12 protein-coding genes and 2 pseudogenes are annotated in these 14343 nt (G+C 66.9%); 3 read left to right on the forward strand and 11 right to left on the reverse strand.

Features of this window, described 5'->3' with window-relative positions:
- From K344_RS0100005 to K344_RS19325, 3 genes and pseudogenes are all read right to left on the reverse strand, one after another.
- Positions 1 to 318: pseudogene (locus K344_RS0100005) on the reverse strand (energy transducer TonB); the annotation flags it as partial.
- Positions 319 to 333: 15 nt separating this feature from the next.
- Positions 334 to 1704, reverse strand: coding sequence for an OmpA family protein (locus K344_RS24735; protein WP_051361696.1), 1371 nt, complete (start codon positions 1702 to 1704; stop codon positions 334 to 336).
- 57 nt (positions 1705 to 1761) lie between these two features.
- Positions 1762 to 4269, reverse strand: a complete 2508-nt coding sequence (locus tag K344_RS19325) for a TonB-dependent receptor (protein ID WP_051361697.1) — start codon at positions 4267 to 4269, stop codon at positions 1762 to 1764.
- Positions 4270 to 4577: 308 nt separating this feature from the next.
- Here K344_RS19325 and K344_RS22655 point away from each other — a divergent pair, with 308 nt between their 5' ends.
- Positions 4578 to 5231, forward strand: a complete 654-nt coding sequence (locus K344_RS22655; protein WP_028078959.1) for a TetR/AcrR family transcriptional regulator — start codon at positions 4578 to 4580, stop codon at positions 5229 to 5231.
- Between the two features lie 34 nt (positions 5232 to 5265).
- On the opposite strand, the gene K344_RS0100025 is transcribed toward K344_RS22655, so the two are convergent.
- The 5 genes and pseudogenes from K344_RS0100025 to K344_RS0100045 form a co-directional block, all read right to left on the reverse strand.
- Positions 5266 to 6237 carry an NAD(P)H-dependent flavin oxidoreductase gene (locus K344_RS0100025; RefSeq protein ID WP_028078960.1) on the reverse strand — a complete coding sequence of 324 codons (972 nt, stop codon included), beginning with the start codon at positions 6235 to 6237 and terminating at the stop codon, positions 5266 to 5268.
- Positions 6238 to 6316: 79 nt separating this feature from the next.
- The gene (locus K344_RS24510; protein ID WP_245586050.1) at positions 6317 to 6646 is read right to left on the reverse strand and encodes a hypothetical protein; all 330 of its coding nucleotides are present in this window, start codon (positions 6644 to 6646) and stop codon (positions 6317 to 6319) included.
- Positions 6647 to 6740: 94 nt separating this feature from the next.
- Positions 6741 to 6842, reverse strand: a pseudogene (locus K344_RS24880) (hypothetical protein); the annotation flags it as partial.
- A 91-nt stretch (positions 6843 to 6933) separates the two neighbouring features.
- Positions 6934 to 8031: an NAD(P)-dependent alcohol dehydrogenase gene (locus K344_RS0100040; protein ID WP_028078962.1), complete on the reverse strand. Its 1098-nt coding sequence runs from the start codon at positions 8029 to 8031 to the stop codon at positions 6934 to 6936.
- A gap of 16 nt (positions 8032 to 8047) precedes the next feature.
- Positions 8048 to 9280, reverse strand: a complete 1233-nt coding sequence (locus tag K344_RS0100045) for an acetyl-CoA C-acetyltransferase (RefSeq protein WP_043113411.1) — start codon at positions 9278 to 9280, stop codon at positions 8048 to 8050.
- Between the two features lie 99 nt (positions 9281 to 9379).
- Between K344_RS0100045 and K344_RS0100050 the strand changes: the two genes are divergently transcribed.
- Positions 9380 to 10015 carry a glutathione S-transferase family protein gene (locus K344_RS0100050; RefSeq protein ID WP_028078964.1) on the forward strand — a complete coding sequence of 212 codons (636 nt, stop codon included), beginning with the start codon at positions 9380 to 9382 and terminating at the stop codon, positions 10013 to 10015.
- Between the two features lie 11 nt (positions 10016 to 10026).
- Positions 10027 to 10161: a hypothetical protein gene (locus tag K344_RS24740; protein ID WP_281169414.1), complete on the forward strand. Its 135-nt coding sequence runs from the start codon at positions 10027 to 10029 to the stop codon at positions 10159 to 10161.
- A 58-nt stretch (positions 10162 to 10219) separates the two neighbouring features.
- On the opposite strand, the gene fadB is transcribed toward K344_RS24740, so the two are convergent.
- From fadB to K344_RS19335, 3 genes are read right to left on the reverse strand one after another with little or no spacing between them, the layout of a single operon-like run.
- Complete coding sequence (fadB, locus tag K344_RS0100060; protein WP_245586052.1) at positions 10220 to 12370, reverse strand: fatty acid oxidation complex subunit alpha FadB; 2151 nt, start codon at positions 12368 to 12370, stop codon at positions 10220 to 10222.
- A gap of 46 nt (positions 12371 to 12416) precedes the next feature.
- Positions 12417 to 13571, reverse strand: coding sequence for an acyl-CoA dehydrogenase family protein (locus K344_RS0100065; RefSeq protein WP_028078966.1), 1155 nt, complete (start codon positions 13569 to 13571; stop codon positions 12417 to 12419).
- Between the two features lie 58 nt (positions 13572 to 13629).
- Complete coding sequence (locus tag K344_RS19335) at positions 13630 to 14196, reverse strand: TetR/AcrR family transcriptional regulator (protein ID WP_051361799.1); 567 nt, start codon at positions 14194 to 14196, stop codon at positions 13630 to 13632.
- Positions 14197 to 14343 lie beyond the last annotated feature (147 nt).

Below are 14343 nucleotides of genomic sequence, written 5' to 3' on the forward strand. Positions count from 1 at the left end.
CGCCTTCGGTGGCGTCGTCGGCGCCTTGCTCTGCGCGGTGATCGCGTGCGCCGGCGGCGGCGTCGCAATGTTGATCTCCGGCGGCGGCACGAACGGCGGCGGTGGCTCCTCGAGCTTCGGCGGCGGCGGCGGCGGTGGCTCGTCCGGCGGCTTCACTTCTTCGATGATCTTCGTTTCGATGGGCGCCGGCAGAATCTCGATCGCCTTGCGCGCCAGTCCGGACACCAGCGCCCAGATCAGCAGAGCGTGGAAAATCACCACGCCCGCAAGACCGATCATCCGGCGACTGTTGTCTGGCTGCGCTTGTCCCAGCTGCATGGCTTGGCTCCGGCCTTACTGCGCAGCAGGGACTTCGGAGGACGGATCAGGAATTTCCGGATCCCTCGCTGCTTCAGGCGCGGAAGCTTCGGGCGCCGCCCCTGCACTCGGCGCAGGCGCCTCGATCGCGCCATCCGCGGTCGGCACCGGCGTCACCGCAGTCGAGCCCGTGGAACCGGTGATCTTCAGCTCCACTCGGCGATTCAGCTCACGGCCTTCGTCCGTGTCGTTGTCGGCGATCGGTTGCGACTCTCCGTAACCGACGGCGCTCATGCGCGAGGCCTCGACGCCGTGCTCGGCGAGGTACTGCATTACCGCACGCGCACGCTCTTCCGACAACTTCTGGTTATAGCTGTCGCTGCCCTTCGAGTCCGTGTGACCACCAATCTCGAACTGAATACCAGGAGCCGCCTGCAGCGCCGCGACCACATCGTCGAGGATCGTCTTCGCATTCAGCGTCAGCGTCGCCCTGTCGAAGTCGAAATTCACGCCGCGCAGGACGATGGTGTCGCCCGCCGCGCAGCCCGACAGATCCGCCTTCTGCCCCGGCTCCGGTGTCTTGCACGGCGGCGGCAGCGGACAGCCCACCTCGTCCACCTGCGTGCCCGGCGGCGTGTTCGGGCACTGGTCCTTGTCGTCGGCGACGCCGTCGCCATCGCTGTCGACCGGTGCCACCGGCGGCACCACGGCCACCGGTTCCGCGGCCGCTGCCACGACCGGCGGCTTGATGCCGAGCGGCAGCTGCAGACCCAGGTTGACGAGCACGTCGTTGAAGTCGTTGGGCGCAAAGCTGTCACCGAAACGGCTGTTGACCGTGGTCGCGCGGTGGCCGTAGCGATACAAGGCCTCGGCGCGCACCGCGAACTCGTAGCGGCCCAGGCGCAGCGGCAGCATGTCGCCGATGCCGACCGAGTACGTGGTCATCAGGAAGTTCTGCGGCTCGACGTCTCCGGGCTTGCCATTCGCCTGCGGCAGGCTCGCCGGGAAGCCGTCGTTCTGCAGCAGGCCGAGTCCGGCCACGCCGTACAGATTGCGGATGAGCGACGAGGACGACGCGCTGAAGGGAAACGCCAGGCCGTAGACGCCGCCGCCGTACTGCTCGACCGAGCCGCCGGCCTTGGCCGACACGCGATAGGTGTCGCCGCGCATTTCCATCGCCCACCAGTCGCGCCGGTAGCCGATGCCGAGCAGGCCGCCGACGGACGACTTCAGTCCCTCGCTGGAGCCCGGAAACATGGCGCTGGCCATCGGCGCGAGATAGCTGCCTTCGTACAGCGGACCGTCGAACAGCGCCGACGTGTCGTCCTGCGCGAGCGCCGCCGTGGTCGCCGTCGCCGCCATGAGACCGACGCCTGCCGTGGCGCAGCGATTGAGAAAATTCTTCATGTTGATCCCCAGATTCGCACTGATTTGAGTAAGCACTTCGTCATCCGCCGGCGAGGATCAGAAATCCAGGCCGAAGCGGATGCCGAACGTGCGCGGCGGGGCGAGATACTCGAGCGTGCCGGTGTCGAGAACGAACTTCGAATACGTGTACTGCTCGTCGGTGAGGTTCTTGCCGAACAGCGTGGTGCGCAGCCGCCAGGGCTGGTACAGGTAGCTGATGGAGGCGTCGACGACGTAGTAGCTGTCCTGCTTCGAGGTCGCCGAGTTCTGCGCGAGGTAGTAGAAGCCGCTGTTGTAGTAGAGGTTCGCCGCCAGTTCGAGATTGCCGTCGCCGATGCCGTCGATCAGCTGGTTGAGACCGAAGCTGCCGCTCAGTTTCGGCGTGCGGGTGATCCTGTTGCCGCTGAAGTCGCGGCCCGTGTCGAGCAGCGGGATCGCATTGCCGCCCGGCAGCGTGCCGAAGAAGATGCCGGTCTGCTCGTCGTAACCGCTGCCCTTCGGATACTTGGTGAAGATGCCGTCGAGATACGTCAGGCCGCCGGTGACGACGAGGCCCGGATCGAGATTGCGCAGCGGCGTCCACTGCGCGTCGAACTCGGCGCCGCGAATGCGCGCGCCGTCGGCGTTCTCCAGCTGCGCGACGCCGCCGCCGAGCACCGAGATGAACTGCACCTGCATATCCTTGATCTTGTTCTCGAACGCGGCTGCGTTCAGGCGCAGCGCGCCGTCGAACAGGGTCGACTTGATGCCCACCTCGGTGGTCTTCACCTCCTCCGGCTTGATCCAGTACGGCTGCGTGTAGACGTTGACGGTCTTGAACGTGCCGCTCTTGTAGCCCTTGGTCCACGAGGCATACGCCATCACGTCCTTGGCGAGCTTGTAGTCGAGCACGAATTTCGGCGCGAGGTTGTGCGTCTTGCGGCGCGGCTTCGAGAACTGGAGCAGCGACGATTCGCTGCCGTCGCTGTTGATCAAGAGCACGTCGGACTGGATGACGTTGCGCTTTTCCTGCGAGTAACGCAGGCCCGCCGTGAAGCTCAGCGAATCGGTGAAATGAATGGTTTCCTGCGTATAGGCCGAAACCGAATTGCTGCCGAGCCGGTCGTGCAGCGAAACGTCCACGCCGTTCGGCAGACCGAGATTGAGCGGAAGGTTCAGCGCATCCAGCAGACGGGTGAAGCCGCTGTCCGTCAGCAGATTGATCAGACCGTTCGGCAGCGGGATGCCGGCGATCTCGCCGTTGGAGAGGCCGCCGAGCACCGAGAGCCGGTTGTCCGGAAAGCCCGACGTTTCATCAAAATAGTAGAGTCCCGCGATAGCGTCGAGCCAGTCCGGCAGGATGCCGCCCTTCTTCGAGACGAACTGCAGCTCGCCCGTGGTCACGTCCGCGAACTGGCCCGGCGCGCCGAACTCGATGAACGGCACGCGCGTGCCGTCGAAGTCGAAGTAGTTGTCGGCGACGATCTTCTGGTGGCTGCCGAGCAGCTTCACGTCCAGCCAGTCGGGGTGATAGTTGAGCGAGCCGTAGACGACCTTGTTGTTCGAGCGGAAGTAGCCCGGCACGTCGCTGTCGGCGCGGTAGGTGCCCGGCGCAACCGTGCTGACGCCGTAGACCGTGTCCAGCACCGATTGCAGGAGACTGGGCGCGACGTTCGGCATCAGGCTCGAGCTGAGGCCAGAGGTCAGATCGATGAAGCCGGCGACGTTGAAGTCGAGATCTTCGCTGATGTCCCACTTCAGCTTGAGGCGCGCCGCGTTCTCGGTGGTGTCCGGCAGTGGGCGCGCCGTCGCGGCATCGCCGCCGATACCGAGCAGGGGCAGCGCCGGATTGTTGATGGTGCCCTTGTAATAGCTGCTGCTCTCGTTGTGCACGATCGACAGGCTGGCCGCGAGCGAATCGACGATCGGGATATTGATATACCCGCGCAGCTTCATGTCGTTGTAGCTTTCGTAGCTCGTGAGCAGCGAGGCTTCGAAGTCCGGACCCGGCGACTTGGTGACGGTATTGATGGCGCCGCCCGTCGAGTTGCGGCCGAACAGCGTGCCCTGCGGACCCTTGAGCACTTCGACGCGCTCGACCGCGCCGAATGCCTGCGAGGCACCGTTCGCGAACGGGTAATAGATGCCGTCGATATAGGTCGCGATGCTCGGATCGGAGTCCGGCAGGAAGGCATCGGAGCCGACGCCACGGATGTAGATGACCGCGAAGTTCACCGTCTGGCCGTAATACATGCCCGGTGTCGCCTGCGCGAGCGCCTTCGGATCGCCGATGCCCTTGGCATCCAGCGCATCCGCGCTGAACGCCGTGATCGAGATTGGCACGTCCTGGATGTTTTCCTTGCGCTTCTGCGCGGTGACGATCACTTCCGCCGTCAGGCGATTGGTGGCGCCGGGCTTCTCGACCTGCACCGGCGCGGGCGGTTCGTCGCCAACCGCCACCGTGTCCTGATATGGCGCCGGCGTCGCGCCATCGCCCTGCGAAGCTTCCGGCTGGGCGACGCTTGCGTCGGTGGCCGACAGCGTGTCCGACGCCGCCGGCGCGAGACCGGGCTCGGCGGCGTTCACTTCTGATTCCGCGGCGGCGGGTGTTGCCGGCTCCTGTGCCCAGGTCGCTGCCGGAAGGGCCGCGGAAAGAGCGAGGGCCAGGGCAAACCTGGATTCGGTGGACATTCGTGCTTCTCCTCTACGCGTTTTCGTTTTCGTTGACCGTCACTTGCGGCCTCGGCGACGGCGGGCCACGCACACACCCCAACCTCCGTCGCCAGTAAATCTATTGATCTTAGTTACAGAAGTCAATATTTGTATCTTGATAAACTGGCTTACCATTGGGGGATGCACAGACGGCCGTCGAGAACCGCCACAGGGATGAAAAAATGAAGAACACAGGCTCAGCGTTTCATCGTGACGCCGAGATCGAGAACCGGATCATCGATGCCACCGTGAAGTGCTTCCATCGGTTCGGCATCCACAAGACGTCGATGGATGACATTGCCGGCGCGGCGAAGGTGGCGCGGCCGACGATCTACCGCTATTTCCCTTCGCGCCATCATCTGGCGGTGGAGGTGCTGGTCCGTGAAATTCGCGATCACGTGCGCATCACCGCGCCCGTGCTGCAGGAGGAAAAATATCCGCCGCAGGCGATGATCGACGCGATCATCCTCGCGGTGTCGACCTCGCGCGATCATCCCTATACCGGCATCATCACCAGCGACGCGGGCAGCGAGCTGCTGGCGCGCGTGCCCGGCTCCGACAAGGCGCTGCTCGACGCTATGGGCGAGATGTGGCTGCAGTACCTGAGCCTGTGGCGCAAGCAGGGCTACATCCGCGCCTCCGTGCGCGACGACGATCTGCTGCTGTGGATCACCTTCTACATGTACACGTCGGTCGGCAAGGGAGATTTCCTCGCCATCACCGAGGATCGCATGCGGCGCATGCTGGCGAGGCTGCTCGCGCCTTCGGTTTTCGACTACGAGAAACTCGCCGTCGACTTCCCGGCGAAGCACAAACGCTTCCTGTCGAAGACCTGAGCCCCCGCAAAGCCCGGCGCCGGGCGCTGCCGCCTCAGCCCATCGCCGCGAGCGATGCCTGCAGACGCTCGCGGCACTCGCGCACCATGCGCTGCACGAGTTCCTCGCAGCTCGGAATGTCGTCGATCAGGCCGATGACCATGCCGGCCGTGATGATGCCTTCGTCGGGCTTGCCGGCATCGAGCGCCGCCTTGCCGCGCGCGCCGGCGACCAGATGGCGGATGTCGTCGAACGTCGCCCCGCCCGGTCGGTTCTCGATGGCGACGGTCTCGTCCGACACGGCATTGCGGAACACCCGCGCCGTGTTCTTCAGCGTGCGGAAGATCAGCTTGGTGTCGCGCTCAGTGCCTTTCACCAGCGCTTCCTTGATCGCCGGATGAATCGGCGCTTCCCGGGTGACCTCGAAGCGCGTGCCCATGTTGACGCCTTCGGCGCCGAGCGCGAGCGCCGCCGCCATGCCGCGTCCGTCGCCGATGCCGCCGGATGCGATCACCGGGATCTTCAGGGCCTTGGCGGCGATCGGAATCAGCACGAGGCCCGGGATATCTTCCTCACCCGGATGGCCGGCGCATTCGAAACCATCGATGCTGATCGCGTCGACGCCGGCGCGCTCGGCCGACAGCGCATGACGGACGGCGACGCACTTGTGCACGATCTTGATGCCGGCGTCCTTGAGCCGGGCCCAATGCTCGGATGATTTCGGCCCCGCCGTCTCGACCACCTTGATGCCGCCTTCGATGATCGCGTCGATGTACTCGCGGTATGGCGGCGGCGAGATCGTCGGGAACACCGTCAGGTTGACGCCAAACGGCTGGTCGGTCATGTCGCGACAGCGCGCGATCTCGGCGGCGAGGGCTTCCGGGGTCGGCTGCGTGAGACCGGTCAGGATGCCGAATGCGCCGGCATTCGACACCGCCGATGCCATCTCGGCGCGACCGACCCATTGCATGCCGCCCTGGATGATCGGATAGCGCACGCCGAGCATCTCGGACACGCGGGTCTTCATCGCCGCCTGCTGCATCGGCGTCTCACTCATATCGTTCATGGCAGGAAACTCGATTGGGTTGGAAATTCTCTTGCATGCCCTACGCCGCCCGCGCCGCCGGGGCTGCTGCCGCGGCGAGCAGGGCATGCATCTCGACCAGCTTGATGCGCGGACGGCCGGCCGCGAGGCCGAGGCGCCGCTCGCAGGCGTCGATGCGCCGCCAGCCGGCGTGATCGACACGCATCGGCGCCTTCTGCGCCAGCAATGCCGCGAACGCCTCGTCGCCAGCGTCGCGGCGCGGCAGCGCCCGCTCGCGCACGTCGTCGAACAGGCATCGCACGGTTTCGTTGGCGCACTGCTTGTTGGTGCCGATGACGCCGCGCGGCCCCCGCTTCCTCGTACGTCGATTCCACATAGCGGTCGCCGACACGCTTCATCGGCCTCGTCAGGCGGCGCGGATGGCGGATGACCTCGGCCGCGGTGCGGCCCTTGCGGCAGAAGTCGCGCCAGCTGAAAGGGTTCTCGCGATCGGGCTCGATGCCGATCACCTTATTGTCGTCGACGGTGATCTTGGTGCCGCACAGACACATGCAGTAATGGCAGTAGCTGTAGACCGTTTCGGTCATTGGCGGCTCCTCGTGCGCCGCCTGCTGGCGGTCTGGCCCGGGCACTATAACTAATGGTGATAGTCTGGTAAATCGCCGTCGCCGGCGTGGCTCAGGGAACGACGACCGCCTTGATGACGTCGCCGCGCTTCGCGGCCGCCATGGCGACGTTGACGTCGGCCAGCGCGAACCGGGTGAGCAGCCGCTCGAACGGGAATCGCCCTGCCCGCCAGTGGCCGATCAGCTGTGGAATGAAGGTCGCCGGGTCACTGTCGCCTTCCATGACGCCGTGCACGCTGCGGCCGTTCAGCAGATGCAGCATCGGCAGCGACACCTCCACGCCGACGGCCGGCAGTCCGAGCATCGCGCAACTGCCGCCGACACGCAGCACGCGCACGGCCTGCGTCAGCACGTCGGGCACGCCGGTGCATTCGACGCTGCCATGCACGCCGCCGCCCGTCAGTTCGGCGATCCGCCGCACGGGGCGCTCGCTGGCGGCGTCGATACAGCAGGTCGCGCCGAGTTCCATCGCCAGCCGCAGCCGCTCGCGGTGGCGATCGACGGCGATGATCGTCGTGCAGCCGGCGATGCGCGCCGCCATCACCGCCGCCATGCCGACCGCGCCGACGCCGAATATGGCGATCGATTCGCCCGCGGACGGTTCCAGCACCCTGAGCACCGCGCCGGCGCCGGTCTGCAGGCTGCAGCCGAACGCGCCCATCAGCGCCAGCGGCACATCGTGCGGAACGCGTACGACGCAGCTGCGATGCGCGAGCGTGTGCGTAGCAAACGAGGATTGTCCGAAGAAGCGCCCCGTGACCGGCGCGCCCGTCGACGTCGCGTAGGCACTGCCGTCGTCGCGATGCCCGCTGAAATTGAGCGTCTGCCCATGCTCGCAGTACGGCGGCCGCGACTGCCGGCAGGCCGGACAATGACCGCAGGCGGCAAACGTCAGGACGACCGCATCGCCCGGCTGCACGTGCGATACCCCGGTGCCGATCGCTTCGACGATGCCCGCACCTTCGTGGCCGAGGATGGCCGGCAGCGGAAACGGCAAGCCGCCGTCGCGGATGTGCAGATCCGTGTGGCAGATGCCGGTGCCGGCGAGCCGCACCCTCACCTCGTCGCGCGCCGGTGCCGCCAGTGTCAGCGTTTCGAGGGCGAAATCCCCGCCAGGCTCACGCAGCACGGCGGCGGTGATCAGGGACATCGCCGGATCGCTTCGCTCAGAAGCGCTCGATGATCGTCGCCGGCGCCATGCCGCCGGCGGCGCACAGCGTCACCAGGCCGGTCGCCACGTCGCGACGTTCCATTTCGTCGAGCAGGGTTCCAAGGATCATCGCGCCGGTCGCGCCGATCGGATGGCCGAGCGCGATCGCGCCGCCATTGACGTTGACGATGTCCGGGTCGATATCGAGATCGCGCATGAACTTGAGCGGCACGACGGCGAACGCCTCGTTGATCTCGAACAGATCGATATCGCCGACCGACATGCCGGCCATCTTCAAGGCCTTGCGCGCGGCCGGGCCCGGCGCGTTGAGCATCAGCGTCGGATCGTCGCCGGCCGTCGCCAGCGCGCGGATGCGCGCCCGCGGCCTGAGGCCATGCGCCTTGGCGTACTCGGGCGAAGCGAGCAGCACGGCAGCGGCGCCGTCGACCACCCCCGAGCTGTTGCCGGCATGATGCACGTGGCGGATCTGCACATCGGGAAAACGCTGGCGGACCAGCTTCGCGTAGGTCGTGCCGCTGTCGTCGAACTCGCGTTCGTACATCGCCTCGAACGCCGGCTTCAGCTGGCGAAGCCCTTCGAGTGTCGTCTGCGGTCGCGGAAACTCTTCATGATCGAGCGCGACGCTGCCGTCATCGCGCTTCACCGCCACCAGGCTGCGCGCGAAGCGACCTTCGCGGATCGCGACGTCGGCACGCTGCTGGCTCTGCAGCGCCAGCGCGTCGACGGCCTCGCGCGAAATGCCTTCGAGCGTCGCGATCAGATCGCCGCAGACACCCTGATGCGGTTGCGGGACGCGCACGCGCAGCGACAGGTTCCAGGCATCGAGGAACGGCATCGGCGGCAGCGTCGTGCTGTACGACATCGACTCGACACCGCCGGCGATGACGAGCTGCTGCATGCCGGACATGATGCCCATCGCCGCCAGATTGACCGAGCTGAGGCCTGAACCGCAAAAGCGGTCGATCGCCATGCCCGGCGCCTTGCAATCGAAGCCGGCGTCGAGCGCCGCCATGCGCGCGATGCAGGCCGACTGCTTGCCGCTTTGCGTGCCGCAACCGGCGATGACGTCGTCGAGATCGGCCGTGTCGAGCCTGTTGCGCGCGGCGAGCGCGCCGAGCACGCTGCTCAACAGACGCTGCGGATGAACATCGGCGAGCGCCCCTTTGCCGAGCTTGCCGATGCCGCGCGGCGTGCGCGCCGCATCAATGATCCAGGCTTCCTGCGTCAAGCGAATCTCCTTCCGTATTATTATCTAACAATAATAGATAGAATGCCGGATGATTACGAGTCGCGCCTGCCGGGTGCGGCCAAGAGGACTTCACAAGCGATGATCACGCTCTACCACAGCCCTGACGCGCGCTCCTTCCGCTGCCTCTGGGCACTCGAAGAAGCGCGGGTGGCGTATGACCTCAAGGTGATGGCCTTTCCGCCGCGCGCGCACGCGCCAGACTATCTGGCGCTGAACCCGTGCGGCACGGTGCCTTTGCTCGTTGACGGCGACAGCACGCTGTTCGAGTCGGCGGCCATCCTTGAATGGCTGTCGGTGCGTTACGCACCGACCACGCTCGGCGTCGGCAGCGAAGACAAGGCCTACGGCAGCTGGCTCAGCTGGCTGCACTTCGGCGAAGCCTCGCTGACGACACTCCTGTCGACGATGCTGCGCTATGCGGTCTTCCTGCCGGAGGCGCAGCGCCAGCCGGCCGTCGTCGCCGACTTCCGCGGTCTGTTCCTCGAACGCCTGCAGCTCGTCGAGCGCGCGCTGGCGGATCACGAGTATCTGGCCGCCGACCGTTTCACCGCCGCCGACATCAGCGTCGGCTATGCGCTGATGCTGGCGCGTATGCTCGATCTGCATCGCGTGCTGCCGCCGGCGCTGCTCGCCTACTGGGCACGATTGCAGGAAAGGCCGGCCTTCAGGGCGGCGCGCGCCGCGCAGAAAGCCGCCGCGCCGGCCGCCGCCTGATCCAGGACGGCATGGTGATCTCGGCCGACGCCGTCAATCGCCCGCGGGGATTCATGGTCGCCAGGAAACAGATCGCCGATTGCATCGAGGGCGATGCCGCACAGCCGGCGGACGGGAGCTTCGCGCCGAAAGCGCAGCCGCCGTGAGGCCCCGACAGCGTGCCGCCCGCCAGCGATGCGGCGGACGGCGCTGCCGTGTCGCTTTTCAGTAGAAGGTCTGCCCTCTGGCCGCCATTTCGCGCAGACGCTGCGGCGCCACCCATTGCGCGCCGAGTCCGGCGTAGCGCTCCGACCAGGCAAGGACCCGCCCGGCGCCCAGCCAGTCGGCGTACTTCAGGGCGCCGCCAAGATACTGCGGCAGACCCAGGCCGAGCATCAGCGCCATGTCGAGCTCGGGCGCCGTCTCGACGACCTGCTCGTCGAGGCAGCGCACCGCTTCATTGATCATCGCCAGCATCATGCGCTCGACGATCTCCGCTTCGCTGAACTCGCGCACGCCGTGCGGCTGCACGGCTTTCAGCAGCTCGTAGCTGTCGGCCGCGACGCTGCGTTTCGGCTTGCCGGCCGGATCGGTGTCGTAGCGGTAGAAGCCGATGCCGTTCTTCTGCCCGTACCGCCGGTGATCGACCATCACCTGCAGCGGGTCGCGCCACGTCGTCTTCATGTGGCCGGGGAAGCCGGCGGCGATGATCTGCGAAACATGGAGCGCCGTGTCCATGCCGATCACGTCGTTCAGATACGCCGGCCCCATCGGCCAGCCGAACTTCTCCATGGCGGCGTCGATCTTCTGGAAATCCGCGCCTTCGGCGACCAGCTGGCCGAAGGCCTGCATGTACGGCGTGAAGACACGGTTGACGAGAAAGCCCGGGCCGTCCCTGACGACGATCGGCGTCTTGCCCATGGCCACGCCGTAGCCGACGATCTTGGCGACCGCGGCTTCGCTCGTGCGCGCACCGCGAATCACTTCGACGAGCGGCATCGCCGGCACCGGATTGAAGAAATGCATGCCGACGAAGTTCTCCGGCCGCTGCAGCGGCGCGGCGAGATCGTCGATGCGCAGGCTCGAGGTGTTCGAGGCGATGATCGCCTCCGGCGCGACGCGCCCTTCGACCTCGCTCAGCACGGCATGCTTGATGCCGAGATTCTCGACCACCGCTTCGACGACGACATCGACCGCATCGAACCCGCTGTAATCGAGCTGCGGGGTGATCGTGCCGATGATCGCGTCGGCGCGCTCCTGTCCGAGGCGGCCGATCTTGACCTGCCTGGCCAGCAGCTTGCGCGCCTCCGACAGCCCGAGGTCGAGCTGCTTCTGCTGGATGTCCTTCATGCGCACCGGCGTGCCGCGCAGCGCGCTGGTGTAGGCGATGCCGCCGCCCATGATGCCGGCGCCGAGCACCGCGGCGTGCCGCGTCGGCGCCGCCGCCTTTGCATAGGCCTTGAACTTCTTCTTCAGCAGCTGATCGTTGAGGAAGATCTGCACGAGCGAGGCGGCGGCCTGCGTCTTGGCGATCTTCGCGAACGCTTCGGCCTCCATGCGAATCGCCTCGCGCCCACCGCAGGGCACGCAGGCCTCCATCAGTTCCACCGCTGCGAGCGCGGCCGGCTGGTGCGGCGCGCTGCGCTTGGCGACCTTGACCTTGGCGTCCGCGAACAAGGCCTGCGCCGCACCCGCCGGCAGGGCCAGCGCGGCGGCTTTCCGGCGACGGCGCTGCTGCCATTCGGTGCCGGCCGACGCGTCGCGCAGCATGGCGAGCGCCGCCGCCCGCAGCTGTTCCGGCGCGACGACCGCATCAACGACGCCCGCCGCCAGCGCCGCCGGGGCTTTCGCCGGCGCGCCGCCGGCGATCCATTCGATCGCGACCTCGGCGCCGGCGATGCGGGCCAGACGCACCGTGCCGCCGAGCCCCGGAAACAGACCGAGCTTCACTTCCGGCAAGCCGATCTGCGCCGCATCCGCCAGCACGCGGTAGTCAGCGCTCAGCGCGAGCTCCAGACCGCCGCCGAGCGCGAAGCCATTGATCGCGACCACGACCGGCATCGGCAGCGCCTCGATCGCCAGCAGCGCCTCGTTGGAATTCATGTTGTAGGCGACCAGCTCGGCGATCGGCAGCTTGAAGGTTTCGCCGAACTCGGTGATGTCGGCGCCGACGATGAACACGTCCTTGGCGCTCGTGACCAGCACGCCGCGCAGCCGTGCCGTCGCCGCGATCGCCGCGACGGCTTCGCCGAGCTGCGTCATCGTGCGCCGGTCGAGCTTGTTGATCGCCTCGCCCTGCCGGTCGAAGCAGAGCTCGGCGTAGTCCTCGTCGAGCGCCTGCACGCGCACGCAATTTCCCTGGTAGATCACTGTCATGTTCCGTCTTCTCCTCGCCGCGCGCGGTATCGTCGTTGGGGGCCGCTCACATCGTCCGTTCGTCGAGCCCGAGGCCGCGGCCGATGATCTCTTTCATGATTTCGTTGCTGCCGGCGAAGATGCGGCTGACGCGCGCATCGCGGTACATCCGGCTGATGCGGTATTCCTCCATGAAGCCGGCGCCGCCATGCAACTGCAGGCAACCGTCGATCACGAGGTTCTCGGTCTCGGTCGCCAGCAGCTTGATCTGTGACGCGGCGGCCGCCGACAGCGCCTGCCGGTTGGCCAGCAGCACGCCCTGATCGACGAGCGTCTGCGCCGCGTCGAGCGCGGTGCGCAGTTCGGCCATCTTGAAGCGCGTGTTCTGGAACGCACCGATCGGCTTTCCGAACGCCTTGCGCTGCTTGACGAAGTCGAGCGTCAGATCGAAAGCGACCTGGGCATGCGCGATCGAGCCGACGGACGTCATCAGGCGCTCCGTGGCGAGGAACTGCGCCAGATACTTGAAGCCGAGCCGCGGATCGCCGAGCACATTGGCCTTCGGCACGCGCACGCCGTCGAAGAACAGCTCGGCGGTGTCCTGCGCGTCGAGCCCGAGCTTGTGCAGGCGGCGGCCGCGCGAGAAGCCGGGCATGCCGGCCTCGACGACGAACAGGCCGATGCCGTGCCGCGAGTCCGGCACCGTACGCGCCGCGACGACGATCAGATCTGCCTGCATGCCGTTCGATATGTAGGTCTTCGAACCGTCGAGCAGCCAGTGATCGTCGCGCTCTTCGGCGCGCGCCTTGATGCCGGCCAGATCGGAACCGGCGGCCGGCTCGGTCATGGCGATCGCGAGAATCTTTTCGCCGCGCACCGCCGGCGGCAGCCACCGCCGGCGCTGTTCCTCGGTGCCGAGTTTGGCCAGATACGGCGCGACGATCATCGAATGCAGGTTGCTGTAGAAGCCGGGATCGCCGTGGCGCACGTTCTCTTCGCAGACGATCTGCTCGTAACGCAGATCGTCGAGACCGGCGCCGCCGTATTCCTCGCCCGCCCACATCATCAGGTAGCCCTGCTCGCCGAGCGCGCGAAAAGCATCGCGATCGACGTGGCCCTGCTCGCGCCAGCGCGGCACGCGCGGCGTGATCTCGGCCTGGTAGAAGCGACGGACCGCGTCGCGGAACTGCTCGTGGTCCGCGTCGAAAATGACTCGCGGCATCATGAAGCCGGATCTCCTCGGTTCACTCGTGGGTGGCCCGCAGGCCATGGTCGTCGCTTCAGCGCGCCTTGCGCGGGCCGAATACCTGCACCACCTGCGCCTTCAGCAGGTCGTGCAGGTCGCGCATCGGCAGCTTCGGCGTCACCAGCCAGCGATAGATCAGGCCGTCGACGGTCGCGCAGAACAGGTCGGCGGCCAGCGCGGCGTCGATCCTGGCGTCGACCGATCCGGCCTTCTGCCCGGCCTCGATCCAGCGCTGCACGTCGCGTCGCTGCGCCTTGTGCGCCTTGGCCACGTTGGTCCGGAAATCGGCGCCGGGATCGATGCTGGCGTAGCGCAGCAGGTACATCGCGCGCATCTCGTCGGGTGCCTCGGCGACGAAGCCGTAGAGGGCGTCGACCACCCGGTCCAGCGCCTCGACGCCGTTGCGGTCGCCGACCGCGTGCTGCACGCGCGCGATCCAGTCGGCGACGAAGGTGTCGTGCAGGCTCGCGAGCAGGCGCGCCTTGGTGCCGAAGCGATGCGTGACGAGGCCACGCGAGTAGCCGGCGCGTTCACCGATGGCCGCCAGGGTCGCGGCGGCGATTCCGCCTTCCACCAGCAGCGACACGGCCGCCTGCGTCATGCGCAGATCGGACAACGCCGTGCGCTCTTCCTGTGTTCGCCTCGTCGGTGCGGTTTCGGGCATGGGCTAATTTACTTGTTGGCGACACGCAACTTATACTGCGACCCATTCTTCGTCAATGCGCGGCACGCGACGCGCCGACGAACC

It is taken from the genome of Solimonas soli DSM 21787 (assembly GCF_000474945.1).
Classification (GTDB): Bacteria; Pseudomonadota; Gammaproteobacteria; order Nevskiales; family Nevskiaceae; genus Solimonas; species Solimonas soli.